22 protein-coding genes and 1 pseudogene are annotated in these 24,935 nt (G+C 60.7%); 12 read left to right on the top strand and 11 right to left on the bottom strand.

From position 1 onward, the window contains the following. Positions 1–25 precede the first annotated feature (25 nt). The 5 genes from DJ564_RS14020 to DJ564_RS14000 all read left to right on the top strand — a co-directional run bounded on the left by DJ564_RS14020 (position 26) and on the right by DJ564_RS14000 (position 3,925). Positions 26–985, top strand: a complete 960-nt coding sequence (locus tag DJ564_RS14020; protein WP_109630239.1) for a YVTN family beta-propeller repeat protein — start codon at positions 26–28, stop codon at positions 983–985. Beyond that, the gene (locus tag DJ564_RS14015; RefSeq protein WP_109630237.1) at positions 982–1,713 is read left to right on the top strand and encodes an ABC transporter ATP-binding protein; all 732 of its coding nucleotides are present in this window, start codon (positions 982–984) and stop codon (positions 1,711–1,713) included. Before DJ564_RS14020 ends, DJ564_RS14015 begins: the two co-directional genes overlap by 4 nt. Further along, complete coding sequence (locus tag DJ564_RS14010) at positions 1,710–2,501, top strand: ABC transporter permease (protein ID WP_109630233.1); 792 nt, start codon at positions 1,710–1,712, stop codon at positions 2,499–2,501. Before DJ564_RS14015 ends, DJ564_RS14010 begins: the two co-directional genes overlap by 4 nt. 144 nt (positions 2,502–2,645) lie before the next feature. Then, a complete protein-coding gene (locus tag DJ564_RS14005) occupies positions 2,646–3,203 on the top strand; it encodes a PQQ-dependent catabolism-associated CXXCW motif protein (RefSeq protein WP_109630232.1) in 558 nt (185 codons plus the stop codon). A 56-nt stretch (positions 3,204–3,259) separates the two neighbouring features. Continuing rightward, entirely contained in the window at positions 3,260–3,925 is a 666-nt protein-coding gene (locus DJ564_RS14000) for a response regulator transcription factor (RefSeq protein WP_094471953.1), read from the top strand. 162 nt (positions 3,926–4,087) lie between these two features. Here DJ564_RS14000 and nahK read toward each other — a convergent pair whose 3' ends face one another. The 4 genes and pseudogenes from nahK to DJ564_RS13980 form a co-directional block, all read right to left on the bottom strand. After that, positions 4,088–6,685, bottom strand: a complete 2,598-nt coding sequence (gene nahK, locus DJ564_RS13995; protein WP_109630229.1) for a hybrid sensor histidine kinase/response regulator NahK/ErcS' — start codon at positions 6,683–6,685, stop codon at positions 4,088–4,090. Further along, a complete protein-coding gene (nosP, locus tag DJ564_RS13990) occupies positions 6,654–7,817 on the bottom strand; it encodes a nitric oxide-sensing protein NosP (protein WP_109630227.1) in 1,164 nt (387 codons plus the stop codon). Before nosP ends, nahK begins: the two co-directional genes overlap by 32 nt. Before the next feature lie 254 nt (positions 7,818–8,071). Beyond that, a pseudogene (locus tag DJ564_RS13985) lies at positions 8,072–9,256 on the bottom strand (porin). Positions 9,257–9,465: 209 nt separating this feature from the next. Beyond that, positions 9,466–10,272, bottom strand: coding sequence for a sulfite exporter TauE/SafE family protein (locus DJ564_RS13980; RefSeq protein ID WP_109630224.1), 807 nt, complete (start codon positions 10,270–10,272; stop codon positions 9,466–9,468). Between the two features lie 160 nt (positions 10,273–10,432). Here DJ564_RS13980 and DJ564_RS13975 point away from each other — a divergent pair, with 160 nt between their 5' ends. Next, positions 10,433–11,296, top strand: a complete 864-nt coding sequence (locus DJ564_RS13975) for an MBL fold metallo-hydrolase (protein WP_109630222.1) — start codon at positions 10,433–10,435, stop codon at positions 11,294–11,296. Between the two features lie 193 nt (positions 11,297–11,489). Here the strand turns inward: DJ564_RS13975 and bkdR are convergent, their stop codons facing one another. Beyond that, positions 11,490–11,978: a Bkd operon transcriptional regulator BkdR gene (bkdR, locus tag DJ564_RS13970; RefSeq protein ID WP_008005367.1), complete on the bottom strand. Its 489-nt coding sequence runs from the start codon at positions 11,976–11,978 to the stop codon at positions 11,490–11,492. A gap of 185 nt (positions 11,979–12,163) precedes the next feature. Between bkdR and DJ564_RS13965 the strand changes: the two genes are divergently transcribed. From DJ564_RS13965 to DJ564_RS13945, 5 genes are all read left to right on the top strand, one after another. Then, a complete protein-coding gene (locus DJ564_RS13965) occupies positions 12,164–13,399 on the top strand; it encodes a 3-methyl-2-oxobutanoate dehydrogenase (2-methylpropanoyl-transferring) subunit alpha (RefSeq protein WP_109630219.1) in 1,236 nt (411 codons plus the stop codon). A 1-nt stretch (position 13,400) separates the two neighbouring features. Then, the gene (locus DJ564_RS13960) at positions 13,401–14,459 is read left to right on the top strand and encodes an alpha-ketoacid dehydrogenase subunit beta (RefSeq protein WP_109630216.1); all 1,059 of its coding nucleotides are present in this window, start codon (positions 13,401–13,403) and stop codon (positions 14,457–14,459) included. Next, positions 14,460–15,731, top strand: coding sequence for a dihydrolipoamide acetyltransferase family protein (locus tag DJ564_RS13955; RefSeq protein ID WP_109630213.1), 1,272 nt, complete (start codon positions 14,460–14,462; stop codon positions 15,729–15,731). A 3-nt stretch (positions 15,732–15,734) separates the two neighbouring features. Continuing rightward, positions 15,735–17,117, top strand: coding sequence for a dihydrolipoyl dehydrogenase (gene lpdA, locus DJ564_RS13950; protein WP_109630210.1), 1,383 nt, complete (start codon positions 15,735–15,737; stop codon positions 17,115–17,117). Positions 17,118–17,360: 243 nt separating this feature from the next. Continuing rightward, complete coding sequence (locus DJ564_RS13945) at positions 17,361–18,380, top strand: branched-chain amino acid aminotransferase (RefSeq protein ID WP_109630208.1); 1,020 nt, start codon at positions 17,361–17,363, stop codon at positions 18,378–18,380. Positions 18,381–18,433: 53 nt separating this feature from the next. Here the strand turns inward: DJ564_RS13945 and DJ564_RS13940 are convergent, their stop codons facing one another. The 3 genes from DJ564_RS13940 to DJ564_RS13930 all read right to left on the bottom strand — a co-directional run bounded on the left by DJ564_RS13940 (position 18,434) and on the right by DJ564_RS13930 (position 21,323). Next, positions 18,434–19,270, bottom strand: coding sequence for a TIGR03915 family putative DNA repair protein (locus DJ564_RS13940; RefSeq protein ID WP_109630204.1), 837 nt, complete (start codon positions 19,268–19,270; stop codon positions 18,434–18,436). Next, the gene (locus DJ564_RS13935; RefSeq protein ID WP_109630201.1) at positions 19,267–20,487 is read right to left on the bottom strand and encodes a putative DNA modification/repair radical SAM protein; all 1,221 of its coding nucleotides are present in this window, start codon (positions 20,485–20,487) and stop codon (positions 19,267–19,269) included. The genes DJ564_RS13940 and DJ564_RS13935 overlap by 4 nt, the downstream gene beginning before the upstream one ends. An 80-nt stretch (positions 20,488–20,567) precedes the next feature. Beyond that, on the bottom strand, positions 20,568–21,323 hold the full coding sequence (locus DJ564_RS13930; protein WP_109630198.1) for a helix-turn-helix transcriptional regulator: 756 nt from the start codon (positions 21,321–21,323) through the stop codon (positions 20,568–20,570). Between the two features lie 82 nt (positions 21,324–21,405). Here DJ564_RS13930 and DJ564_RS13925 point away from each other — a divergent pair, with 82 nt between their 5' ends. Beyond that, positions 21,406–22,551 (top strand): cytochrome P450, encoded by a 1,146-nt coding sequence (locus DJ564_RS13925; RefSeq protein ID WP_109630195.1) that lies wholly within the window; start codon positions 21,406–21,408, stop codon positions 22,549–22,551. On the opposite strand, the gene dmeF is transcribed toward DJ564_RS13925, so the two are convergent. The 3 genes from dmeF to DJ564_RS13905 form a co-directional block, all read right to left on the bottom strand. After that, positions 22,526–23,452 carry a CDF family Co(II)/Ni(II) efflux transporter DmeF gene (dmeF, locus tag DJ564_RS13920; RefSeq protein WP_109630192.1) on the bottom strand — a complete coding sequence of 309 codons (927 nt, stop codon included), beginning with the start codon at positions 23,450–23,452 and terminating at the stop codon, positions 22,526–22,528. The genes DJ564_RS13925 and dmeF overlap by 26 nt on opposite strands. 11 nt (positions 23,453–23,463) lie before the next feature. Next, positions 23,464–23,739, bottom strand: a complete 276-nt coding sequence (locus DJ564_RS13915) for a metal/formaldehyde-sensitive transcriptional repressor (RefSeq protein WP_109630190.1) — start codon at positions 23,737–23,739, stop codon at positions 23,464–23,466. A gap of 202 nt (positions 23,740–23,941) precedes the next feature. Further along, the gene (locus DJ564_RS13905; protein WP_109630187.1) at positions 23,942–24,826 is read right to left on the bottom strand and encodes a LysR family transcriptional regulator; all 885 of its coding nucleotides are present in this window, start codon (positions 24,824–24,826) and stop codon (positions 23,942–23,944) included. Positions 24,827–24,935 lie beyond the last annotated feature (109 nt).

Raw genomic sequence — 24,935 nt, 5'->3', positions numbered from 1 at the left:
AACGACAACAAAAAAGGAATCCGCCATGCGCCGCACCCTGCTTTCTTGCGCCCTGCTGCTCGCCGCCGGGCACGTCGCGGCCAGCACCGCCTGGGTCTCCAACGAAAAAGACAACAGCCTGAGCCTGATCGACCTGCAGACCCTGCAAGTCACCGACACCCTGCCCGTCGGCCAGCGCCCGCGCGGTTTGCTGCTGTCCCACGACAACAAGCTGCTGTACATCTGCGCCAGCGACTCGGATCGGGTCCAGGTGATGGACGTTGCCACGCGCAAGATCATCAAGGAGTTGCCCTCGGGCAAAGACCCCGAGCAGTTCGCCCTGCACCCTAACAATCGCTGGCTCTACGTCTCCAACGAAGACGATGCGCTGGTCACCGTGATCGACACCGAAACCTCCAAGGTCTTGAGCCAGATCAACGTCGGCGTCGAACCCGAAGGCATGGCCGTCAGCCCCGACGGCAAGTGGGCGGTGAACACCAGCGAAACCACCAACATGCTGCACTGGATCGACACCAGCACCCAGACCCTGGCCGACAGCACGCTGGTGGATCAGCGACCGCGTTTCGTCGAGTTCGCCCCTGATGGTTCCAAGCTCTGGGCCTCGGCGGAGATCGGCGGCACGGTGACCATTCTCGATGTCGCCACCCGGCAGGTCCTCAAGACCTTGACCTTCCAGATCAAGGGCGTGCACCCAGACAAGGTCCAGCCTGTGGGCATCAAGCTCAGCGCCGACGGCAAGTACGGTTTCGTCGCGCTCGGTCCGGCCAACCATGTGGCGGTGGTCGATGCCAAGACCTTTGAAGTGCTTGATTACCTGCTGGTCGGCCGCCGCGTGTGGCAGATGTCGTTTACCCCGGATCAGAAGCAACTGCTGGCCACCAACGGCGTCAGCGGCGATGTGTCGGTGATTGATGTCGACAACCTCAAGGTGACCAAATCGGTGAAGGTCGGACGCTATCCGTGGGGCGTGGTGGTGACGCCATGAACGCACTGGAAGTCAGCGAGCTGAGTTTTGCCTATGGCGCGCGGGAGGCATTGCGGCAGGTGAGTTTCAACCTGGCGCCGGGGCGTTTCGCGGCGCTGCTGGGGCCCAATGGCGCGGGAAAATCCACGCTGATTGCGTTGTTGACCCGGCTCTATGATGTGCAGCGCGGTGACATCCGGGTCGGCGGTTGTTCGTTGCGCAATGCGGCGCGCCCGGCACTCAAGCAATTGGGCGTGGTGTTCCAGCAAAGCACGCTGGACCTGGACCTCAGCGTCGAGCAGAACCTACGCTATCACGCCGCGTTGCATGGCATGTCCCGGCGCCAGACCGGTCTGCGGGTCGACGCCGAACTGGCGCGCCAGGCCTTGACCGAACGCCGTCGCGAGCGGGTGCGTGAACTCAATGGCGGTCACCGTCGCCGGGTGGAAATCGCCCGCGCCTTGTTGCATGAGCCACGCCTGTTGTTGCTCGACGAGGCCAGTGTCGGCCTCGATCCGGCCAGCCGTCTGGCGCTCAATCAACATATTCGCGGCCTTTGCCGCGAGCAGAACATCAGCGTGCTCTGGACCACCCATTTGCTGGATGAAGTGCAGCCCAGCGATGACTTGCTGATTCTCCATCAAGGACGCTTGGTCGCCAGCGGTCAGGCTGAGGCCTTGAGCCAGGAACATGGTGGCGACCTTGGTTCGGCCTTCACCCGCCTGACCACATCAGGAGCCGCCAGATGAATGCTTATTGGCAATGCTTCAGCGGCATCGTGCTGCGTGAATGGCTGCGTTTTGTGCTGCAACGCACGCGGTTTCTCAGTGCGCTGGTGCGGCCGTTGTTGTGGTTGCTGGTGTTCGCCGCCGGGTTTCGCGCAGCGCTGGGGATCGCGATCATCGAGCCCTACGACACTTACATTCCTTATGAGGTCTACATCATCCCTGGCCTTGCTTGCATGATCCTGCTGTTCAACGGCATGCAAGGTTCGTTGTCGATGGTCTACGACCGGGAGATGGGCAGCATGCGCGTGCTGCTGACCAGCCCCCTGCCCCGGACTTTCCTGCTGTGCAGCAAGTTGTTGGCCACGTCGCTGATTTCGTTGTTGCAGGTGTATGCCTTCCTGGCGATTGCCTGGGTGTATGGCGTGCAGCCGCCGGCCATGGGGTTGCTGATCGCCTTGCCGGCGTTGCTACTGGTGGCGTTGATGCTCAGCGCCTTGGGTCTGCTGCTGTCCAATGCGATCCGCCAATTGGAGAACTTTGCCGGGGTGATGAATTTCGTGATCTTCCCGCTGTTTTTTATGTCATCGGCGTTGTATCCGCTGTGGAAAATGCGCGAGTCCAGCGAGTGGTTGTACTGGCTGTGCGCATTGAACCCGTTTACCCACGCAGTGGAGCTGGTGCGGTTTGCCTTGTATGAGCGCTTCAATCCGCTGGCGCTGGCAGTGTGCGTGGGGCTGACCCTGGTATTCGCCCTGCTGGCCGTACTCACCTTCAACCCACAACACGCCGCCCTGCGCAAAACCAGCTAACAACACAAATCCCCCTGTGGGGATTTGTGTTGGACAGACAGGGGGAAATTACTACTTTAGTACTGGTTTTCCTGTCTATCGTCGCATTCCCAATGCACCGAGACTGGCATGTAATGGGTTCATAACTATAAGGATTGAACCCCCATGCCGCGTGCCCAACGTCGTCTGTTGTGCCCTTCCCTTGCTGCGCTGTCGCTGAGCCTGTTGCTGGGCGCCGCGCACGCCGAGACACCGCTGTTTTCTGCCGACGGCTATCGCATCAATCTTTATCGCAGCCCGACTCCAAATCAGCTGCAAGGCGCGGCCATCATCGACACCGCCGCCCTGCAAACCCTGCTCACCCAGACACCGCGCCCGGTGCTGATCGACGTCTACCGTCGCCAATGGCTTCAAGGCCGTTTCATCGAAGACCAGCCCCACGAGAACCTGCCCGGCAGCCATTGGCTGGCCAATACCGGCGACGGCGACCTGACAGCTGACTGGCAGGGCTATTTTGCGCGTAACCTGAACACATTGACCGCAGGAGACCTGGCGCAACCGCTGGTCTTCTACTGCCGATCCGACTGCTGGCTGAGCTGGAATGCCGTCAAACGCGCCGCCGCCATGGGCTATAAGACACTGTATTGGTATCGCGACGGCCTGGACGCCTGGCAGGCAGCCAATCTGCCCGTGACGCCCGCCCAGCCCGAGCCCTTCCCCTGAGCTTTACGCGTGAGTGTTGTTGCCACACCATAATGAAAATAATGAGGTGAAAGGCTATGTACAAAATTCTGATTGCCGACGATCACCCGCTGTTTCGCGAAGCCATCCATAACGTCATCAGCGATGGCTTTCCGGGCAGCGAGGTCATGGAAACCGCTGACCTGGACAGCGCCCTGCTGCTGACGCAGGAACACGACGACCTGGACCTGATCCTGCTCGACCTGAACATGCCCGGCATGCACGGCCTCAACGGCCTGATCAACCTGCGCAACGAAGCGCCGACCATTCCGGTGGTGATCGTCTCGGCCGAGCAGGACAAGCAGATCGTGCTGCAAGCCATCACCTATGGCGCGGTGGGGTTCATCACCAAATCCTCACCCCGCGTGCAAATGACCGAGGCCATCCAGCAGATTCTCAATGGCAACGTGTACTTGCCGCCGGACATCATCCGCACACAAAAATGCGGCACCCACCGGCGCATGAATGACAACCCGAGCTTCCCGCCAGAATTGCTCCAGGCCTTGACCCGCAAGCAATTGCTGGTGCTCGAACGCATGACCAAGGGTGAATCGAACAAGCAGATCGCCTACACCCTGGAAATCGCCGAAACTACAGTCAAGGCGCATGTCTCGGCGATCCTGCGCAAACTCAACGTGCACAATCGGGTGCAGGCGATCTTGAGTGCCGGGGATATTGATTTCGGGTCTTACCTGCGGCGTTGAATGTTGGGGTTCCCCTGATCCCTGTGGCGAGGGAGCTTGCTCCCGTTGGGCCGCGAAGCGGCCCCCTTCAAACTTCCAGATAGACCGAGTTGCCTGATTTACGACTGCTTCGCAGCCGGACGGGAGCAAGCTCCCTCGCCACAGATTCAGTGTCCGGAGGGATTAACGGGATGGCCCAAGCAAATGACTCATCGCCGTCTTCAGCTTCATCGGCCGTACAGGCTTGTGCATCAACGTATGCCCCAACTCACGAATCTGCTGCTTGAGCTCATTGCTGTAGTTGGCAGTAATCATCATCGCCGGGATCGCTGAACCGCGCCGGGCGTTGATCCGGGCGACGGCATCGACGCCGTTCTGATCGTCATCCAAGTGATAGTCGGCGATCAGCAAGTCGGCTTCTTCATGATAGTTGTCCACCTGCCGCGCCAGGTCTTGCTCCGACAGCGCCGTCACCACTCGACATCCCCACCCTTCCAGCAACGTGCGCATGCCCGCGCAGATCGCCGCGTCGTTATCCAGCACCCACACCCGCGCACCGCGCAGACGCTCCAGCATCGGCTCACTCATCAGCAGCGCCGGTTGCGCCGTCGGGGCGGTGGCGCTCAACGGCACTTCGACGGAAAACATCGAGCCCTTGCCCGGCCACGAACGCACGTGAATCCGGTGACCGAGAATCCCGGCAATCTTCTCGACAATCGCCAGCCCCAGACCCAACCCACGGTCCTGATCCGGGCGCTGCACATCGCCGCGCTTGAACTCCTGGAAAATCTCTTCAAGCCGATTTTCGGCAATGCCCATGCCGCTGTCCCAGACCTCGATCGTCAACCGCTGATGATGACGCCGACACCCGAGCACCACCCGACCGCTGTAGGTGTAGCGAATGGCGTTGCTCAGCAGATTGCGCAGGATCCGCGCCAGCAACTGGATGTCGCTGCGCACTAACGCCGAACACGGGATGAAATGCAGCTCAAGCCCTTCACTGCGGGCCACCTGGGTGTACTCGGCGGCGAGGTTTTCCAGCAGTTCGCTCAAGGCGAACGGTGCGATGTCGGCCTTTATCACTCCCGCATCGAGTTTGGAAATATCCACCAGCGTGCACAACAGGTTTTCCACGTCTTCCAGGGAATTGCTGACATTGCGCACCAGAATCGCATTGGCCACCGGCTCGCGGCGTTCCAGCAAAGCGCTGGTAAACAGTCGCGCCGCGTTGAGCGGTTGCAGCAGGTCGTGACTCACGGCGGCAAGAAACTTGGTTTTCGACAGGTTGGCCTGCTCGGCCTCCAGTTTGGCTTCGCGCAAGCGCGATTCCACACGCCGACGCTCGTCGATTTCCCGCAGCAATTGGTCGTTGAGGGTGGTCAGTTCGGTGGTGCGTTCGCGTACCCGCAACTCGAGATTTTGATAAGCCTGATGCAGCGCCTCGGCCGTGCGACGTCGTTCGGTGATGTCGCGGATCAACACGAAAATCCCCACCACTTCCCCAGTGGCCAGGCGATTGGGCACGTAGGAACGCAGCATGTAGCGTTCCTGATTATTGATGTTGGTTTCGGCGAACTCGAACGTCACGCTCTCACCGGCCAAGGCCCGGGCCACGTAGGCTTCGAGGCGCTGGTAATGCTGCTCGCTGTGGACCTCGCGCAGGCTCTGTCCGAGCATTACGCCGCGAGGCCAGCAGTACCATTCTTCGTAGACTTTGTTGGTGAACTCATAGACCAGATCGGCATTGAGGTAGGCGATCAGCGCCGGCACATGGTCGGTGATCAGGCGAATCCAGCGCTCGCTTTCGCTCAGTGCTTCGGCGTGTTGGTAGCGTTCGGTAATGTCAGTGAACGTGTTGACGAAACCGCCGGTAGGCAGCGGATGGGTGCGGATTTCCAGCACCCGACCATCGTAAAGACGCTGCTCGCATTCCTGCACGGACCGCCCGTTGGCATCGCGACTCGCCGGGGTCAGCAGGTTCAATTCGCTGTCGGCGATCACTTCGGCAAACGGCCGATGGGCCGCCACCGGGGCCAGTCCGCTGAGCTCGAGGAAACGACGGTTCCACAACTCCAGAATGCCCTCGGCGTTGACCATCGCCACCCCTTGAGACAGGTTATCGACCGCCCGTTGCAACAAGTGGGATTTCTGCGCCACCGCCTGCTCGCGGCGCACGGTTTCGCTGAGTTTGACGTCGGTAATATCGGTGAACAGGATCACCCGCCCACCTTCCTGGGTCGGCCGTTCGCTGACCTGCAACCAGCGGCCGTTCTGCAGGCGATAGATCAGGTTTTCGTCGGCATGCCCGCGCGGTTCTTCAGTGAACAAACCGGTGGAACTCATCAGGCGCTTGACCTCGGCCAGGCGCATGCCGGCGTTGATCCGCACCCGGCTGTTCCCCCAGAACGCCTTGAAGCGGCTGTTGAACAAGACGATGCGCTGCTCGGCATCGAACAGCACAAAGGCGTCGGAAATACTTTCGATGGCATCGATCAAATGCTGATGCGCCGTCTCGGCCCGCAGGCGCGCTTCGCTGAGCAAGTGATTGCCCGACTTGAGTTCGGCCATGGCCTGGTTCAAGGCATCGGTGCGCTCACGCACTTGTTCGGCCAGCACCACCGAATGCTGGAAGGCCGCGTACGGGTCGTTGCCGCGGGTAATGCCGGATTCGATCCGTTCGATCAGCGCACTGTTGATGCGCTGCAGTTTGTGGTTGTCGTGGCGCAGACTGGCGAGCTGCGCCTGCAATTCAACGATGTCCAGGGGACCGGCCTCGGGCAATGGCAACCCCGGTGAAGGTCTGGTTGATGTGCATGCCATTGAACTGTTCTCCGTAGGTGTTGAAACCCATCACCCGTTGGTCACGCAAAAACGTACCGATTTGCTCCAGGCCGCCGCCGTCTTCCAGCTCCAGACGCCTGAGAAAACAGTCGCAGCCGATGGTCAGCAGCAGATCGCCAAGCCGCTCCTGCAAGCCTTCAAACAAGGTTTGCAGGTTCGGCAGCATCGGGCCGGGGGTCATGACGGTGAGGACGATGCCGTTTTCCACAGCGCAGTAAAAACTCAGGCTCAGGTCCGGATGCACCTGCTGGATCGCCCGCACGTAATACTGCTCGTTGATCCGCACCGCCAACGGGTGCGCGGCGAAGACCCGGTGGTCGAGCTCGGCCACCGGCACGCCGATGTGCCGGGCGTACTCCTCGGCGGCGGGTTCGGCGTTGAGTTCAAAGACCCGGCGCGAGGCGCTGTCAGCCCCGGTGACCACCAGTTTTTCCGCCCTCGGCAAGATGTGGTGAGTGGTGAACACCTCGAAATCCAGCCAGGTATTGACCAGCACCACCACCGCCGCGCCGCTGTGAAACTTGCCGCCGAAATAGACGTGGGTGTGAGTCAGGTAGTTATCGTCGCCGGCCGAACCGCCGAAATGCGGGATGTCACCCAACGCCGCGCTTAACGCCGCGAGGACCATCTCTTCACGGCTGGACAGACCATCGAGCAAGGTCAGGGCAAAGCTGTTGCCCTTGATCGGCGCCAGGGTGTTGCTGCGACAGCCACTGACCAGGCGCTCGACCATTTGCTGGGCGTCGATCAGGCTGAAGCGCTCCATCTCGCAGATCAGTTCGGCGTCGATGGAGAAATGCCGATGGTCGAATCCCACCGCCGTCACGCAGTTGCGACCGTAACCCAGCGGCGTGATTTCCCCGGCGCTGGTGCAACCCACCAGGCGAATGCCGCCGAAGCTCTGTTGCAAGGCCTGGCCCAGCGCCTGCAAGTCGTACTCGGCGGAACAGAAGAACAGCACGAAGCCCAGGTGCGGGTGCAATAACTGCCGCGCGAGCTCCTGAGCGACTTGTTGGGCATCGGTGGCCTGGGACATGCCGCTGACCACTCCTTCACTCTGGACCTGCTGCATGGTCGCCCCCCGCAGGTGCGCGTGTATGAGGCTCGAGTGTACGAAGCTTGCGGGCTGCGACGTATGCTACTTGGGTAGCGGTCAGGCGCTTCGATGGGATGAGTTCAGTGTGACGTTCGAACCCTTGTGGCGAGGGGACTTGTCCCCGTTGGACTGCGTAGCAGGCCCCCTGCGGTCGATGCGCAACCGAAGGGGGCCGCTTCGCGACCCAACGGGGACAAGTCCCCTCGCCACAGGTCATCTCTGTCAAGCCGTTACCAGTTCAACACCGCCCCCACCGCAAAGGTGTCGGTGTCTTCGTTCTGGGCGCTGGTGTCGTGGCCGTTGATTTCGAACTGGTTGTACTCGGCCACGAGCTTGAGGTTGTCGTTGACGTCATGGAACAGCGCAATCCCGCGCGTCTCATAATCCGCGCCGCTGCCGACCACGCCGTTGCCGTCATCGTTGGTCTTGCCATATGACAAGGCCAGGCGATTCTTGCCCAGTTTGTACGAGCCCTGCAGCAAGTAGCCGTCGCTGTCGACGTTGCGCAAGGTCGGTTCGCCGGCGTTGTTGGTGAAGAACGGGTTGATGCCCTTGGCCTGGAACCCGGAGCCGGTCAGCGACAACCCGCCCATCTTCGCCTGCACGCCATAGCCGACGCCTTTGGAGGTGACCGATTCAACGGTGGAGTCGGTATTGTCGGAAGTCTGGTAGCTGCCGTTGACCCAGCTGTAAATCTTCGCGCCGGCGACGTCGAACTGATAGGTGACCTCGCTCTCGGTACGCGGGTTCTCCTGATAGGCCTTGCCCAACGGGCTGCTGTCGTTGGTGTCGACCGGATCGAGAATCCCCACGGCCACCCGCAACCCCTCCATCACCGGGGTGCGATAGGTGATCTGCGAGGTCGGGAACGGGTACGGATAACCCGTGCCGATATTGCCGAACGACACGCCGCCACCGTCCACCAACCCCAGGGTATCGCTGACCTGACCGTAACCGGCGAGCATTTCATCAAGCAAAATGTTGGAGCGGGCGAACAGGCCGAAGTCCTTGCCGATCAGCACTTCGCCCCACTCCGGATTGGCCACGGTGCCGTAGAACTGCCGCACGTCGATGGCGGTGTCGGTGCCATTGGTCTGGCTGTCGTTGATGGTCACCCAGAACGACGCCCGCGCACCGAGCTTCAGGTCATCGACCTGTTTGCCCATGTTGAAACCCAGATAGTTGGGCAGATAGCCCATTTTCACCCGCGCCTGTTTCCGGTCGTACTGGTCGCCGGCACGGTCCACATCGCTGTTCACGTAGAAGGCGTTGATGTAGCCGTCGGTAGAGAATGTGGTCTGGTCCTTGTCGTACAGCACGATCTCGGCCTAGGCCATTGAGCTCAAACCAAGGGTCGACAGGCTGGCGATGAAGGCAGGCAAGTAACGATGCTTGAAGTTCTTATTGTTGGGCATGACGCGCTCCGCAGCGGGGGACTGGATGTCGGAGGCGATTATCGAAAGGTGACCGGCGGCGGCATACGCTGCCTTGGGGGCGGTTTTGAAGTGCTTTGGAGTGGCAGGTTAAGCGCGGCAAATTCGGTGTAAGACCGGGTCGCACCAGGACCCGAAACTTAGGACGTACGCCCGTCCGGCAGACTGGCGGCCACAGGAACCGGTACTTCCTAGACGCCCGCCCGGAACAGCATGTAAGCGGCGACTACGACACAGATGCTGGCGAAACCGATTTGCAGCGCTCGGGCCGGCACGCGCGCGCAGAGCTTTCGGCCAACAATCATGCCGACCACGCTGGCGACGATGAATGCGGCACCCAATGCATCAATCCTGACCCCGGCATGAAACGCGCCGATCACGCCGATGGCCGAAATCAGGCTGATCACCATCAAGGACGTGGCGACGATGCCGCGCATCTGCACATCGGTCAGTTGTTTGAAGGCCGGGACGATCAAGAAGCCGCCGCCAACCCCGAGCAGGCCAGAGACAACACCGGTCACTGCGCCCAGCGCCGCGAGGGTCGCGGTGCATTTGGCGGTCCAGGAAAAACGCCCGGTCTGCTGATCGAGCATGCAGTTTTTCTGGCCCCAGTTGGCGTGGCCATGGTCGCTCGGGCCTTCTTCCTGACGCTCGCGACGCAGCATCCGCCAGGCCACCATGACCATCAGCAGGCTGAACAGGATCATCAGGATTTTTTCCGGCAGTTGATGGGCGAAGTAGATGCCGACCGGCGAAAAAACCGCCCCCAGCAGTGCAATCAGCAACGCCGCGCGATAGCGCACCAGTCCATGGCGCAAACCGTCAATGGCCCCGACCGCCGCCGCACTGCCCACCGCAAACAAGGCCACCGGCGCGGCCTGGGTCATGGTCAAACCCAGTCCCAGCACCAAGGCCGGCACTGCCAGAATGCCGCCACCGGCCCCAGTCAATCCAAGGACCAGACCCATCACCACCCCAAAGAAACTTGCCAACAACATAAAACGCTCGTGATCCGCGAAAAAAGCCGGGGACGCCCGGTATCGATGACTGACAGGATAGAGCCCGTGCGGATTTTTTCCTTCATCAATTAACGCGGGGCTGGTCAGCGCAGGGAAAATGACACTACCCTCATGGCTTGTCCTGAAAGAAACGGCCACCATGCCCGCCTTGATTGAAGCTTTTTTAGACCCTGCCTCATCCACCTACAGCTACGTGATTTACGAAGGTGCTGGCAGTCAATGCGCCATCGTCGACCCGGTGCTCGACTACGACCCCGCCGCCGGGCGCACCGCTACCACGCAAGCCGACAAGATCATCGCCTTCGTGCGCGAACATCAACTGCAGGTGCAATGGCTGCTGGAAACCCACGCCCATGCCGATCACCTGTCTGCCGCACCGTATCTGCGCCGGGAACTGGGAGGCAAAATTGCCATCGGCCAGTCGATCAGCAAGGTCCAGGGTGTGTTCAAGACCCTGTTCAACCTTGAGCCGGAATTTCGCAGCGACGGTTCGCAATTCGACCATCTGTTCGCGCCGGACGAATCGTTCATGATCGGCCACCTCAAGGCCACCGCCCTGCATGTGCCCGGCCACACACCGGCTGACATGGCTTATTTGATCGACGGCGATGTGATCCTGGTGGGCGATACCTTGTTCATGCCCGACGTCGGCACCGCCCGTTGCGATTTCCCCGGCGGCAACGCCCACCAGATGTTCGCCTCGATCCACAAACTGCTGGCCTTCCCCGCCAGCGTCCGACTGTACGTCTGCCACGACTACCCCCCCGAAGGCCGCGAATCCCGCTGCATGACCACGGTGGGCGAGCAGCGTAAAAACAACATTCACGTTCATGACGGCATCGATGAAGCGGCGTTCGTCGCCATGCGCACCCAGCGTGATGCCGGGTTGGGCATGCCGACGCTCTTGCTGCCGGCAATCCAGGTGAATGTGCGGGCGGGGAATTTGCCGCCGGCGGAAGATAACGGCGTGACCTACCTGAAAATCCCCCTGAATAAACTCTGACTTTCCCGCCCCGTAGCAGCTATCGCGCAGGGCACTGTGGCGAGGGGATTTATCCCCGTCCGGCTGCGAAGCAGTCGTAAAACCTGAACGCAGGGTCTATTTGATGCACCGCGTTCTCTGAATTCACGACTGCTTCGCAGTCGAACGGGGATAAATCCCCTCGCCACAATGACAGCGGCTACAGAGGGGGCGTTTAGTTGTTGAGGGTCAGGCCGTTGGCGGGCAATGGCAGCGCGGTTTTGTAGCGCACTTGCTTGAGCGCAAAGCTCGAGCGGATGTTGGCCACGCCGGGGACTTTGGTCAGGAAGTCCATCATGAAGCGCTCCAGCGACTGAATGGTCGGGACCAGCACCCGAATCAGATAGTCCGGGTCCCCCGCCATCAAGTAGCACTCCATCACTTCCGGGCGATCGGAAATTGCTTCCTCGAAATGCTGCAGCGCCTCCTCCACCTGTTTCTCCAGGCTGACATGAATGAACACATTCACGTGCAGCCCCAGCAGGTCGGCGTCCAGCAGCGTCACTTGCTCGCGAATCAGCCCCAGTTCCTCCATCGCCTTGACCCGGTTGAAGCACGGTGTCGGCGACAGGTTGACCGAGCGTGCGAGGTCGGCGTTGGTGATACGGGCGTTCTCCTGAAGGCTGTTCAAAATGCCGATATCGGTACGGTCCAGTTTGCGCATGAGACAAAACCACCTGCTTTTTATGTTTATGCAGATTTTTTATCCTCAAATGATCGCCAACGCAACGAAACAGAGATAAATATTCTTCTGCGCCGGGCCTATGATTGTTGTAGGACAAGAATTCTTTTATCGAAGAATGACGGTCAGCTCACTACAAGAAATTCACAAGATCGAGCGTAGAAGCCATGAACCAAGCGTACGAACCGCTGCAACTGCACGTTCCCGAACCATCGGGCCGTCCTGGCTGCAAAACCGACTTTTCCTACCTGCGTCTGACCGACGCCGGCACGGTGCGCAAACCCCCAATCGACGTTGAACCGGCCGACACCGCCGACCTGGCCAAGGGCCTGATCCGCGTGCTCGACGACCAGGGCAATGCCCTCGGGCCATGGGCTGAAGGCGTTCCGTCCGAGATCCTGCGTAAAGGCATGCGCGCCATGCTCAAGACGCGGATCTATGACAACCGCATGGTGGTCGCCCAGCGTCAGAAGAAAATGTCGTTCTACATGCAGAGTCTTGGCGAAGAAGCCATCGGCAGCGGCCAGGCCCTGGCGCTGAATGTCGATGACATGTGCTTCCCGACCTACCGCCAGCAAAGCATTCTGATGGCGCGAGACGTGCCGCTGGTGGACCTGATCTGCCAACTGCTGTCCAACGAGCGCGATCCGCTCAAGGGCCGTCAGCTGCCGATCATGTATTCGGTCAAGGACTACGGCTTCTTCACCATTTCCGGCAACCTCGCCACCCAATTCGTACAGGGTGTGGGCTGGGGCATGGCCTCGGCGATCAAGGGCGACACCAAGATCGCATCGGCCTGGATTGGCGACGGCGCCACCGCGGAATCCGACTTCCACACCGCCCTCACCTTCGCCCACGTTTACCGTGCGCCAGTGATCCTCAACGTGGTCAACAACCAGTGGGCGATCTCGACGTTCCAGGCGATTGCCGGTGGTGAAGCCACCACGTTCGCCGGTCGTGGCGTCGGTTGCGGCATTGCCTCCCTGCGGGTCGACGGCAACGATTTCGTCGCGGTTTATGCCGCCTCTGCCTGGGCCGCCGAACGTGCGCGCCGCAACCTCGGCCCGACCATGATCGAATGGGTCACCTACCGTGCCGGTCCGCACTCGACCTCCGATGATCCGTCCAAATACCGTCCTGCCGACGACTGGAGCTACTTCCCGTTGGGCGACCCGATTGCGCGCCTCAAGCAGCACCTGATCAAAATCGGCCAGTGGTCCGAAGAGGAGCACGTCGCCGTCAGCGCCGAACTGGAAGCCGAAGTGATTGCCGCGCAGAAAGAAGCCGAGCAGTACGGCACCCTCGCAGGTGGCCAGATTCCGAGCGCCGCGACCATGTTCGAAGACGTCTATAAAGAGATGCCGGAGCACTTGAAGCGCCAGCGTCAAGAGTTGGGGATCTGACATGAACGATCACAACAACAATATCGAGTTGGAAACCGCCATGACCACGACCACCATGACCATGATCCAGGCCCTGCGCTCGGCCATGGATGTGATGCTTGAGCGTGACGACAACGTCGTGGTGTTCGGCCAGGACGTCGGCTACTTCGGCGGCGTATTCCGCTGCACCGAAGGCCTGCAGAACAAGTACGGCACCTCCCGGGTGTTCGATGCACCGATCTCCGAAAGCGGCATCGTCGGCGTCGCCGTTGGCATGGGTGCCTACGGTCTGCGTCCTGTGGCCGAGATTCAGTTCGCCGATTACGTATACCCGGCGTCGGACCAGATCATTTCCGAAGCCGCGCGCCTGCGTTATCGCTCGGCCGGCGAGTTCACCGCCCCGATGACCCTGCGCATGCCTTGCGGCGGCGGCATCTACGGCGGCCAGACTCACAGCCAAAGTATCGAAGCCATGTTTACCCAGGTCTGCGGTTTGCGCACGGTCATGCCGTCCAACCCTTACGACGCCAAAGGCCTGCTGATCGCCTCCATCGAAAACGATGACCCGGTGATCTTCCTTGAGCCAAAACGTCTGTACAACGGCCCGTTCGACGGCCACCACGACCGTCCGGTAACCCCGTGGTCGAAACATCCGGCCGCCCAAGTGCCGGACGGTTACTACACCGTGCCGCTGGACGTTGCCGCCATCGCCCGTCCCGGCAAGGAAGTGACCATCCTGACCTACGGCACCACCGTTTATGTGTCGCAAGTCGCCGCCGAAGAAACCGGCATCGACGCTGAAGTCATCGACCTGCGCAGCCTGTGGCCGCTGGACCTGGACACCATCGTCAAGTCAGTGAAGAAAACCGGCCGTTGCGTGATCGTTCACGAAGCGACCCGCACCTGCGGTTTCGGCGCCGAACTGGTCGCCCTGGTCCAAGAGCATTGCTTCCACCACCTGGAAGCGCCGATCGAACGCGTCACCGGTTGGGACACTCCTTACCCGCACGCGCAAGAGTGGGCGTATTTCCCTGGTCCGTCCCGAGTGGGCGCGGCTTTGAAACGGGTTATGGAGGTCTGAATGGGCACGCACGTTATTAAAATGCCGGACATTGGTGAAGGCATTGCAGAAGTTGAACTGTCGGTGTGGCACGTCAAAGTCGGCGACATGGTCGTCGAAGATCAGGTGCTGGCCGATGTCATGACCGACAAGGCGATGGTCGACATCCCTTCGCCGGTGCACGGCAAGGTGATTGCGCTGGGCGGACAGCCGGGCGAAGTCATGGCGGTTGGCAGCATTCTGATCAGCATTGAAGTCGAAGGCGCGGGCAACGTTAAAGAGTCGGCCCAGCCTGCTCCTGTTAAAGAAGCGCCGGTTGCAGCGCCTAAAGCTGAAGCCGTGGTGGCCAGCAAACCGGTTGCGGCCGCAGCGCCACGGGCCGCCGTTTGCCAGGGTCCGATGGTCGCTCGCGAAGCCGACGAACGCCCGCTGGCCTCCCCGGCCGTGCGCAAACATGCGCTGGACCTCGGCATCCAGTTGCGCCTGGTCCGTGGCACCGGCCCTGCCGGTCGTGTGTTGCACGAAGACCTGGAAGCTTATCTGGCCCAGGGTCAGCAGCCGCAATCGACCGTAGCCGCCGCTTACGCTCAGCGTAACGACGAAGAGCAAATCCAGGTCATCGGTATGCGCCGCAAGATCGCCCAGCGCATGCAGGACGCGACACAGCGCGCCGCTCACTTCAGTTATGTCGAAGAAATCGACGTCACTGCCGTGGAAGAACTGCGCGCGCACTTGAACGAAAAACATGGCGCAACCCGTGGCAAGCTGACGTTGCTGCCGTTCCTGGTCCGCGCCCTGGTCGTCGCCCTGCGCGACTTTCCGCAGATCAACGCCCGTTACGACGACGAAGCCCAGGTCATCACCCGCCTCGGCGCCGTCCATGTGGGCATCGCCACGCAAGCCGACATCGGCTTGATGGTGCCAGTGGTGCGTCACGCTGAAGCCCGCAGCCTGTGGGACAACGCCGCCGAAATCTCCCGTTTGGCCAACGCCGCACGTAATGGCAAGGCCAGCCGCGACGAACTCTCCGGCTCGAGCATTACCCTGACCAGCCTCGGCGCGTTGGGCGGCATCGTCAGTACGCCGGTGTTGAACCTGCCGGAAGTGGCGATCGTCGGCGTCAACAAAATCGTCGAACGCCCGATGGTGGTCAAAGGCCAGATCGTGATTCGCAAGATGATGAACCTCTCCAGCTCCTTCGATCACCGCGTGGTCGATGGCATGGACGCGGCGCAATTCATCCAGGCCGTTCGTGGCTTGCTCGAACAACCCGCCACCCTGTTTGTGGAGTAAGAGATGCAAACTTTGAACACCACGCTGCTGATCATCGGCGGCGGCCCTGGCGGTTATGTGACGGCGATCCGTGCCGGCCAGCTGGGCATCTCGACCATTCTGGTGGAAGGCGAATCACTGGGCGGTACGTGCCTGAACATCGGCTGCATTCCGTCGAAGGCGCTGATTCACGTCGCTGAACAGTTCCACCAGACGCAGCATCACAGCCAGCATTCGGCCCTGGGCATCAGCGTGTCGGCGCCGACCCTCGACATCGGCAAGAGCGTCGAGTGGAAGGACGGCATCGTCGATCGCCTAACCACGGGCGTCGCGGCCCTGCTGAAAAAGAACAAAGTCCAGGTCATTCAAGGCTGGGCGAAAGTGATCGACGGCAAAACCGTTGACGTGGGCGATACGCGTATCCAGTGCGAGCACCTGGTGCTGGCGACCGGTTCGAAAAGCGTGAACCTGCCGATGCTGCCAATTGGCGGGCCGATTATCTCTTCCACCGAAGCCCTGGCGCCGACGTCCGTGCCGAAACGGCTGGTCGTGGTCGGTGGCGGTTACATCGGCCTGGAGTTGGGGATTGCCTATCGCAAACTCGGTGCTGACGTGAGTGTGGTCGAGGCGCAGGAGCGCATTCTGCCGGCCTACGATGCCGAACTGACCCAGCCGGTACACGACGAACTGAAAAAACTCGGTGTTAAGCTTTACTTGAAGCACAGCGTCCAAGGCTTTGATTCTGCCAGTAATACACTGCAAGTTCTTGAGCCGGGCGGCGACACCCTGAACCTGGAAACGGATCAGGTGCTGGTGGCCGTCGGTCGCAAGCCGAACACCCAGGGCTGGAACCTTGAAGCGCTGAATCTGGACATGAACGGTTCGGCGATCAAGATCGACAACCGCTGCCAGACCAGCATGCGCAACGTATACGCCATCGGCGACTTGAGCGGCGAACCGATGCTCGCGCACCGAGCCATGGCTCAGGGCGAGATGGTTGCCGAGCTGATCAGCGGCAAGTCCCGCGAATTCAACCCGACCGCCATCGCGGCCGTGTGCTTCACCGACCCGGAACTGGTGGTCGTCGGCAAGACCCCGGACGACGTCAAGGCGGCGGGCCTGGACTGCATCGTTTCCAGCTTCCCGTTTGCGGCCAATGGCCGGGCGATGACGCTCGAATCCAAAAGCGGCTTCGTGCGCGTCGTGGCACGGCGTGACAATCATGTGATTGTCGGCTGGCAGGCGGTAGGTGTGGGCGTGTCGGAGTTGTCGACCGCGTTCGGCCAGAGCCTGGAAATGGGCGCGCGGCTGGAAGACATTGCCGGCACGATCCACGCGCATCCGACACTGGGCGAAGCGGTGCAAGAAGCCGCGCTGCGAGCTTTGGGGCATGCGCTACACCTATGATTCAGAACAATGGATGGCGGCATGGATGGCCTCATCGCTAGCAGGCTAGCTCCCACATTTTGAATGCGTTCTCCTGTGGGAGCCAGCCTGCTGGCGATTTCTTGAGGTCAACTCGATTTATCTGTCTGCCATCCGATAGTCCGGGCTGCGAAACCGGCCCGGAATGAAGTATTGTTGTCCCCATCCAGAAAAACGTCAGAAGCCTTGAACCGTTTCGGCGGTTGTTAAGTGATAGAGGGTGTCATGGGTAACGAAAGCATCAATTGGGACAAGTTGGGTTTTGACTACATCAAGACAGACAAGCGCTATCTGTCGCACTGGCGTAATGGCGAGTGGGACACAGGCACCCTGACCGAAGACAACGTGCTGCACATCAGCGAAGGCTCCACTGCCCTTCACTATGGCCAGCAATGCTTCGAGGGCCTGAAGGCCTATCGTTGCAAGGACGGTTCGATCAACCTGTTCCGCCCGGATCAGAACGCCGCCCGCATGCAACGCAGCTGCGCCCGCCTGCTGATGCCACAGGTGTCCACCGAGCAGTTCGTCGAAGCGTGCAAGGAAGTGGTCCGCGCCAACGAGCGTTTCATCCCGCCTTACGGCACCGGCGGCGCGCTGTACCTGCGTCCGTTCGTGATCGGCGTGGGTGACAACATCGGCGTGCGCACCGCCCCCGAGTTCATCTTCTCGATCTTCGCCATTCCGGTCGGCGCTTACTTCAAGGGCGGCCTGACCCCACACAACTTCCTGATCTCCAGCTACGACCGCGCGGCCCCACAAGGCACCGGCGCAGCCAAGGTCGGTGGCAACTACGCGGCCAGCCTGATGCCAGGTTCCCAGGCCAAGAAAGCCCACTTCGCCGACTGCATTTACCTGGACCCGATGACCCACACCAAAATCGAAGAAGTCGGCTCGGCCAACTTCTTCGGCATCACCCACGACAACAAGTTCGTCACACCGAACTCGCCGTCGGTACTGCCGGGTATCACCCGTCTGTCGTTGATCGAACTCGCCAAATCGCGTCTGGGCCTGGAAGTGGTTGAAGGTGACGTGTTCATCGACAAGCTGTCCGACTTCAAGGAAGCCGGCGCTTGCGGTACTGCTGCCGTGATCACCCCGATCGGCGGCATCAGCTACAACGACCACCTGCACGTGTTCCACAGCGAAACCGAAGTCGGCCCGGTCACCCAGAAGCTCTACAAAGAGCTGACCGGTGTACAGACGGGTGACGTCGAAGCGCCAGCGGGCTGGATCGTTAAGGTTTGATCTGACCCCAGCGGCATCGAAGCCCTCCATCGTATTGGCGATGGGGGGCTTTTTTATGAACGACGTTCGGCTTCTCCCCGCGCAATACGTTTGCCTTCCCTACCCTTGATTCCGCTCGCCTGACCATCCTGTTGCTTACCCGTGCGGGCCTGGGTGATCAGCCCCGGAATCAACGCGCCTTCCGGCAGGTTTTTCCAGAACCGGGCCGGCAAGTGACCTTGCATGACCTTCGGGTTCAGGCGCGCCGGATTGAAGATGTGGCTGTAGTAGGTCAACCACATGTCGCTGTGCGGGTCATCGACGTTTTGTGCCAGCCGCTGCCATTCAACCGGGCATTGGCGTTGATGGATCAACTGCTCGCCGTCGTAGTAAACCCCGTCCCTGGGCGTTGCAATCAACCAGCGATGCCGGCCCATGCGCCCGACAAAATGCTCACTGGCACTGTGCAGGATGTCGTGGGCCGGTTCATGCCAGGCAACGTATTGCGGCTCCTCACCTTCAGGCATCGCGACGAAGCGCACAAATGCATGTAAGTGATGAGCTTCACGCTGTACCTGTTTGATTCTCCTATGAAATTCACTGCCTAGTTTGTCGCCGGCGAGCATCGCGGTGCGGTCGCCGTGACTGACCCGCCACAGCACTTCATACAGCAGACTCCAACGTTGATCACCCCGATAACGAGCCGCGCGTTCAAGAGTGTCCAGCAGCGTTCGCGGTATTCGTGCGTGAAACGGGCCTTGGGTTTGGGGTGGCGCATCGTCGCTGGCAAACAGATCGGACACACCTCCACTGGCCCAACTCACCCGGCTCGGGTCCACCTCATGACTTAGCAGCCAGCGTGCCTGCTGGCGCCAAATGTCGAACAGGTCATCACAATCCAGACTGATCATCCCCATAACCCCATTTGTTGCGGCTGCGGCCGGTCGCGCAATTGCTGATACAGCAAGTGGCTGGTGACCTCCGCCTGCTGCGGGTGGTAATCGCTGGTGATGAAGAATGGCTTGGCCTTGGCCAGCACGCAGCGCATTCGGGCCAGATCTTCGTAGCGGATGCGGCGCTGACGGCGCAATTCCACCAGCCGCTCGGTGGTACGCAGGCCGATACCTGGAATGCGCGCAATCAACGACGCTTCGGCGCGATTGAGGTCGAGCGGGAAGACCTCGCGGTTCTCCAGTGCCCACGCCAGTTTCGGGTCGATGTCGAGCGCCAGGTGGCCCGGCCCTTTGAACAACTCGCCAGCGGTGAAGCCATAACTGCGCAACAGGAAATCAGCCTGATACAAGCGGTGCTCGCGCATCAGCGGCGGCGCGGCCAGCGGCACACTTTTCGGGCTGTTGGGGATAGGGCTGAATGCCGAGTAATAGACCCGCCGCAAACTGAAGTTGCCGTACAGCGCCTGGGCGCTGTGGAGAATGGTGCTGTCATCGGTGTCATCGGCGCCGACGATCATCTGCGTGCTCTGCCCGGCCGGGGCGAATTTCGGCGCGCGGGGTTCGTTAAGTACGGTCTGGACACCGGTGTAGATGGTTTTCATCGCCTGTTTGATCGAGCCCAACTGTTTCTCCGGCGCCAGGGTTTGCAGGCTGGCGTCGGTGGGCAGCTCAATGTTCGCGCTCAAGCGATCGGCGTAGCGCCCCGCTTCCTCGATCAGCGCCGGATCGGCTTCGGGAATGGTCTTGAGGTGGATGTAACCGCGGAACTCGTGGTCTTCGCGCAGCAGCTTGGCCACGCGGATCAGCTGCTCCATGGTGTAGTCCGCCGAACGAATGATGCCGGAGCTGAGAAACAGCCCGCTGACACAATTGCGCCGGTAGAAATCCATGGTCAGCGTCACCACTTCTTCCGGCGTGAAGCGTGCGCGTGGCACGTCGCTGGAACGTCGATTGACGCAATATTGGCAGTCGTAGAGACAGAAGTTGGTCAGCAGAACCTTCAGCAACGACACGCAACGCCCATCCGGCGTGTAGCTGTGGCAGATGCCCATGCCGTCGGTCGACCCCAGGCCGCTCTTGCCCTCGGAGCTACGCTTCGGCGCGCCGCTGCTGGCACACGACGCGTCGTACTTGGCGGCGTCGGCGAGAATGCTGAGCTTGTCGATGAGTTCCATGGGGCACGCCTTTTACTGTGTGGATATACAGTATAGGGTCGATCTCCAAGGCACAAGTCATCAGCGAACCCTTGGTCGGGTCAGATCACATCCTGTGCAGGCAGCGGTTGGCGTTGCTCGCGGACGGGTTGCAGGGTTGACTGCGCCAGCGTCAGGTCGAAGCGTGCGCCAAGCTCCTTGCGTCCCAGCGCCGTCAATGCCAATGCCCGGCTGTCCAGATCCTGCGTTACCCATTTGCGCTTGATCGCCGCTTGCAGCAATGCCGCCCCCAGCGATCCGCCCAGATGCGGCCGACGCATGCTCCAGTCCAGGCACGGACAAGCAAAGCGGCGGCGCAAGGTGTTCAAGTCGTTGACCTCGATGCCCAGCCCTTGCATCAGCGCCTCGCCACTTTCACTCAGGCGATAAACCTGCTCGTCGGTTTCCAGCAACCAGCCTTTTTCCAGCATCCGGTCATGTAGCAGGACCGCCAGCGTCCCGGCCATGTGGTCGTAGCAAGTGCGGGCGAATTGCAGGCGGTCCGGCGTGCGCGAATTGAAGGGCGGCGCGGTGTTCTGGCCGATCACCATCAGCGCTTCCAGCGCCTGGGCCACGCGTTTGTCCGCGAGGCTGTAATAGCGATGGCGGCCCTGCACGTGCAAACGCAGCATCGCCAGCTCCTTGAGCTTGGCCAGGTGCGCGCTGGCGGTGGAGGCGCTGACTTCGGCAATCGCCGCCAGCTCGGTGCTGGTGCGGGCGTGGCCGTCCATCAGCGAGCAGAGGATTTTCGTCCGGGCCGGTTCCGCGATGGCCGCGGCCACTTGCGAGACGCCGATGTCGTGTTGTTCAACGTTCATATTTCGCTCCCGGACGAATCAAGGCCGTTTTGAACTGGGGATAGTAGCAACACTTCTCCCTCCACGAACAAGGCTGCGCCCCATGGACCCGATCACCGCTGCGACTCATGCCGACCCCTATCCCTATTACGCCCGGCTGCGCGCCAAGGGTGGGCTGGTATTTCACCAAGGACTGAAATTGTGGGTGGCGAGCAGCGCCCGGGCCGTTGCGGCGGTGCTGGCGCATCCGGATTGTCATGTCCGACCGCCCAGTGAGCCGGTGCCCAAGTCGATTGCCGACGGCATGGCCGGCAAGGTATTTGGCCAATTGATGCGGATGAATGAGGGTGAGCGTCAGCGTTGCCCGAGGTCGGCGATTGAGCCTGGGTTGGTGTTGATTGATGTCGACGAGGTCAATGCGCTGGTGAGCGCGAGGCTGATCACGCCGGATGCCGATGGACTGTACAACGCGATGTTTCGCGGCCCGGTTTGCGTGGTGGCGGCGCTGTTGGGGTTCTCGCCGGCTCAGGGCCGGGCGATCAGTGAGCTGACGGCGGATTTCGTGGCGTGTCTGTCGCCGCTGAGTGAGCAGGCCCAACTGAAGGTTTCCCATGCAGCAGCGGAACAGTTGAGGGGGTATTTCGTTGAACTGCTGGATGATCCGGACAACAGAAGCGCACTGCTCGCCGGGATTCGCCAGCGTTTCGCGGCCGACTACGACACGCTGATTGCCAATCTGATTGGCCTGTTTTCCCAGACGTATGAAGCCACCGCCGGTTTGATTGGTAACGCGATCGTGGCGTTGATCCGAACCCCGTTATTTCTGCCTGACTCGACGCCGGTTGAAGCCTTGATCGCAGAAGTTCAGCGCTTGGACCCTTCCGTACAAAACACCCGCCGGTTTGTCGCGGCACCGTGCGAAATCGAGGGCGTACACCTCAATGCAGGCGATGTGATTCTGGTGCTGCTGGCTTCGGCTAATCGCGACCCGCTGCTCAATGAAGATCCCGACGCCTTTATTCTGGATCGCCCACGTCGGCGCAGCTTTACTTTTGGCGAAGGCCGCCATCAATGTCCGGGGCAATTATTGGCACTGCAGATTGCCAGAGCGACGTTGACGCAGATTCTGGCCCATCAACCCGATTGGGATTGCCTGACCTGGCATTACCGCCCTTCCCTCAACAGCCGCCTGCCGCATTTCAATGATCGCTCCACTGGCGTCATCAGGCGTTGCGAAACTCCACGGTGAGGTGAGACAACTCATGAACCGGTGCCAGACGTTCGCGAATAGTGTCGGCACTGACCTGGCCGGTGGCTACGACACTGACTATCGCTGCCCGCGCATCAGGCCCCACCTGCCAGACGTGAAGGTCGCTGATGCGCACGTCACCCGCCGATTCCAGCAACTCCCGAATTTCAGCAGCGACAGGCTCGTCGGTGGTGTCGAGCAATACCGCCGCACTGTCGCGCATCAGGCCATAGGCCCATTTGGCAATGATAATGGCGCCGACGATGCCCATCACCGGATCCAGCCAGACCCAGCCGAGGTAACGGCCCGCCAGCAAGGCCGCAATCGCAAGCACCGAGGTCAAGGCATCGGCAAGCACATGAACGTAAGCCGACCGCAGGTTGTTGTCGTGAGGGTGCTCGTGGTGATGGCTTTGGCTATGATCATGGCCGTGATGCCCATGATTGCCCGCCAGTAAAAAGGCACTGGCGATGTTCACTGCCAGCCCGACCACAGCAATCACTGTCGCCTCCGTAAAGGCCACGGTGGTCGGCTGGAATAATCGCAGGATGGACTCCACGGCAATGCCGAGCGACACCAGCCCCAGCACCATGGCCGAGGCAAAACCGGCCAGATCCCCCACCTTGCCGGTGCCAAAACTGTAGCGGGCGTTGTTGGCGTGACGTCGGGCATAACCGTAGGCCGCCGCCGCGATGCCCAAGGCACCGACATGGGTCGCCATGTGAAAGCCATCGGCGAGCAGCGCCATCGAACCGGTGATGTAACCGGCGACAATCTCGCCGATCATCATGAAAAACGTCAACGCAACCACCCACAAGGTGCGGCGGGCGTTTTCATCATGGGAAGCACCCAAGAACACATGGTCGTGGGAAAAGCGCGAAGCCTGCGGCGTGAGTGTCATGGGTTTTGGCCTTATTTCGAGTAACGACGGATGGCTTGCAGCAACTCTTCCAGACCTTCGGCGCGCGCTTCGTCGCTCAAGCCTGGACGGGCCACATGTTCCCGGGCGTGGGCGTCGATGAACTGATCCATCAAACCATTGACCGCACCCCGGATGGCGGCGACCAGGTGCAGGGTCTTGGCGCAGTCAGCGTCGGACTCCAGCGCGCGCTCCACAGCCTGGACCTGACCTGAAATGCGCCGTACCCGGTTGAGCAAATCGTCTTTGTGTTCGTGAATATGCGACATACCAATACCCCCTCCCCCTATATGACAAACATAGTCATCGATGCGGGCAGGCCTGGCAATAAGGCAATCACGTAGAGAAGTGAAACCATCGGGGGGCAGCGTAGCCTGGTCCAATTGAGCCGCAGCGCACGTAGCGTGTACGGCCAGGATTGGGTGGTCGACAGCGGTTACACCCTGCGCTAGCCCTGCATCTTTCTGCGCTTCAGGACGCCAGTCGACCCGCGACAAAGTCGACGAAGGCTTGCAACTTGGGCAGCGATTTCCTGGAGCGCGGATACACCATCTGCACCGGTTTGGGCGGCGGAACGTAGGCGTCCATGATCCGCACCAAGTCACCGCTGGCCAACGCCGCCGACACCAGAAAATCGGGCTGCATCAAGATCCCCTCGCCGGCCACGGCCGCCTGCAACAGCACCTGACCGTCATTACTCTTCAACACCGCGCCTTCAGGCCATGGCACTTCGCTGGCGCCATTTCGTAGCGGCCAGGCAAAGCGGTTGTTCCAGGATGTGTGGGTGAGAATTCGGTGACGGTGCAGGTCTTCGGGGGACTGCGGTTCCTGCCATTTTTCCAGATACCGGGGCGAGGCGCAGATCACCATTCGATACGGCGGCAATGGTGTGGCCAGCAGGTTGACGCCGATCAGTTCGGAAATTCTGAACGCCAGATCGAATGACGTTTCGTACAAGTCCACCACTTCATTACTGAGAATCAACTCAACCTGAATCTGCGGATAACGCTGCATGAACTCGGCCACCAGAGGCCCTACCAGGGAAACGCCGAGACTCATCGGCGCGGTGATCCGCAGCAGACCACTAGGCTCTGGATTTGATGCCTCCACTCGACTGAACGCGTACCTCACTTGCTCCAGCGCCAGTTTGGCTTCTTCGTAAAACAAGCGCCCCTCGCCCGTGATGGATTGGCGGCGGGTGGTGCGTTTGACCAACTGGGTATTGAGGGATTTTTCCAGGCCCTGGATGTGCCGCCCGACCATGACCGCCGACATGCCGACTTCACTGGCCGCATCGGCGAAGCTGCCCGCCTCGACGACGGCGACGAAGACTTCCATTTGCCTGAGTTTGCTCATCATCCTGCCTTGCATTCAATACATCAGGTTAAAGGAGTAATAACCGCCGATGCGTTTATCACCCGGGACTTTGTCCCTAGAGTCACTGTAATAAAGTGCATAACGAGGC

This window comes from Pseudomonas sp. 31-12, assembly GCF_003151075.1.
GTDB lineage: Bacteria > Pseudomonadota > Gammaproteobacteria > Pseudomonadales > Pseudomonadaceae > Aquipseudomonas.
This window is presented reverse-complemented; position numbering and strand designations above follow the sequence as displayed.

Excerpts from the sequence above, each read along its gene's own strand:
- DJ564_RS14020 (WP_109630239.1), top strand. The coding sequence starts at position 26 with ATGCGCCGCACCCTGCTTTCTTGCGCCCTGCTGCTCGCCGCCGGGCAC.
- DJ564_RS14015 (WP_109630237.1), top strand. The coding sequence starts at position 982 with ATGAACGCACTGGAAGTCAGCGAGCTGAGTTTTGCCTATGGCGCGCGG.
- DJ564_RS14010 (WP_109630233.1), top strand. The coding sequence starts at position 1,710 with ATGAATGCTTATTGGCAATGCTTCAGCGGCATCGTGCTGCGTGAATGG.
- DJ564_RS14005 (WP_109630232.1), top strand. The coding sequence starts at position 2,646 with ATGCCGCGTGCCCAACGTCGTCTGTTGTGCCCTTCCCTTGCTGCGCTG.
- DJ564_RS14000 (WP_094471953.1), top strand. The coding sequence starts at position 3,260 with ATGTACAAAATTCTGATTGCCGACGATCACCCGCTGTTTCGCGAAGCC.
- nosP (WP_109630227.1), bottom strand. The coding sequence starts at position 7,817 with ATGCAGCAGGTCCAGAGTGAAGGAGTGGTCAGCGGCATGTCCCAGGCC.
- DJ564_RS13980 (WP_109630224.1), bottom strand. The coding sequence starts at position 10,272 with ATGTTGTTGGCAAGTTTCTTTGGGGTGGTGATGGGTCTGGTCCTTGGA.
- DJ564_RS13975 (WP_109630222.1), top strand. The coding sequence starts at position 10,433 with ATGCCCGCCTTGATTGAAGCTTTTTTAGACCCTGCCTCATCCACCTAC.
- bkdR (WP_008005367.1), bottom strand. The coding sequence starts at position 11,978 with ATGCGCAAACTGGACCGTACCGATATCGGCATTTTGAACAGCCTTCAG.
- DJ564_RS13965 (WP_109630219.1), top strand. The coding sequence starts at position 12,164 with ATGAACCAAGCGTACGAACCGCTGCAACTGCACGTTCCCGAACCATCG.
- DJ564_RS13960 (WP_109630216.1), top strand. The coding sequence starts at position 13,401 with ATGAACGATCACAACAACAATATCGAGTTGGAAACCGCCATGACCACG.
- DJ564_RS13955 (WP_109630213.1), top strand. The coding sequence starts at position 14,460 with ATGGGCACGCACGTTATTAAAATGCCGGACATTGGTGAAGGCATTGCA.
- lpdA (WP_109630210.1), top strand. The coding sequence starts at position 15,735 with ATGCAAACTTTGAACACCACGCTGCTGATCATCGGCGGCGGCCCTGGC.
- DJ564_RS13945 (WP_109630208.1), top strand. The coding sequence starts at position 17,361 with ATGGGTAACGAAAGCATCAATTGGGACAAGTTGGGTTTTGACTACATC.
- DJ564_RS13940 (WP_109630204.1), bottom strand. The coding sequence starts at position 19,270 with ATGATCAGTCTGGATTGTGATGACCTGTTCGACATTTGGCGCCAGCAG.
- DJ564_RS13935 (WP_109630201.1), bottom strand. The coding sequence starts at position 20,487 with ATGGAACTCATCGACAAGCTCAGCATTCTCGCCGACGCCGCCAAGTAC.
- DJ564_RS13930 (WP_109630198.1), bottom strand. The coding sequence starts at position 21,323 with ATGAACGTTGAACAACACGACATCGGCGTCTCGCAAGTGGCCGCGGCC.
- DJ564_RS13925 (WP_109630195.1), top strand. The coding sequence starts at position 21,406 with ATGGACCCGATCACCGCTGCGACTCATGCCGACCCCTATCCCTATTAC.
- dmeF (WP_109630192.1), bottom strand. The coding sequence starts at position 23,452 with ATGACACTCACGCCGCAGGCTTCGCGCTTTTCCCACGACCATGTGTTC.
- DJ564_RS13915 (WP_109630190.1), bottom strand. The coding sequence starts at position 23,739 with ATGTCGCATATTCACGAACACAAAGACGATTTGCTCAACCGGGTACGG.
- DJ564_RS13905 (WP_109630187.1), bottom strand. The coding sequence starts at position 24,826 with ATGAGCAAACTCAGGCAAATGGAAGTCTTCGTCGCCGTCGTCGAGGCG.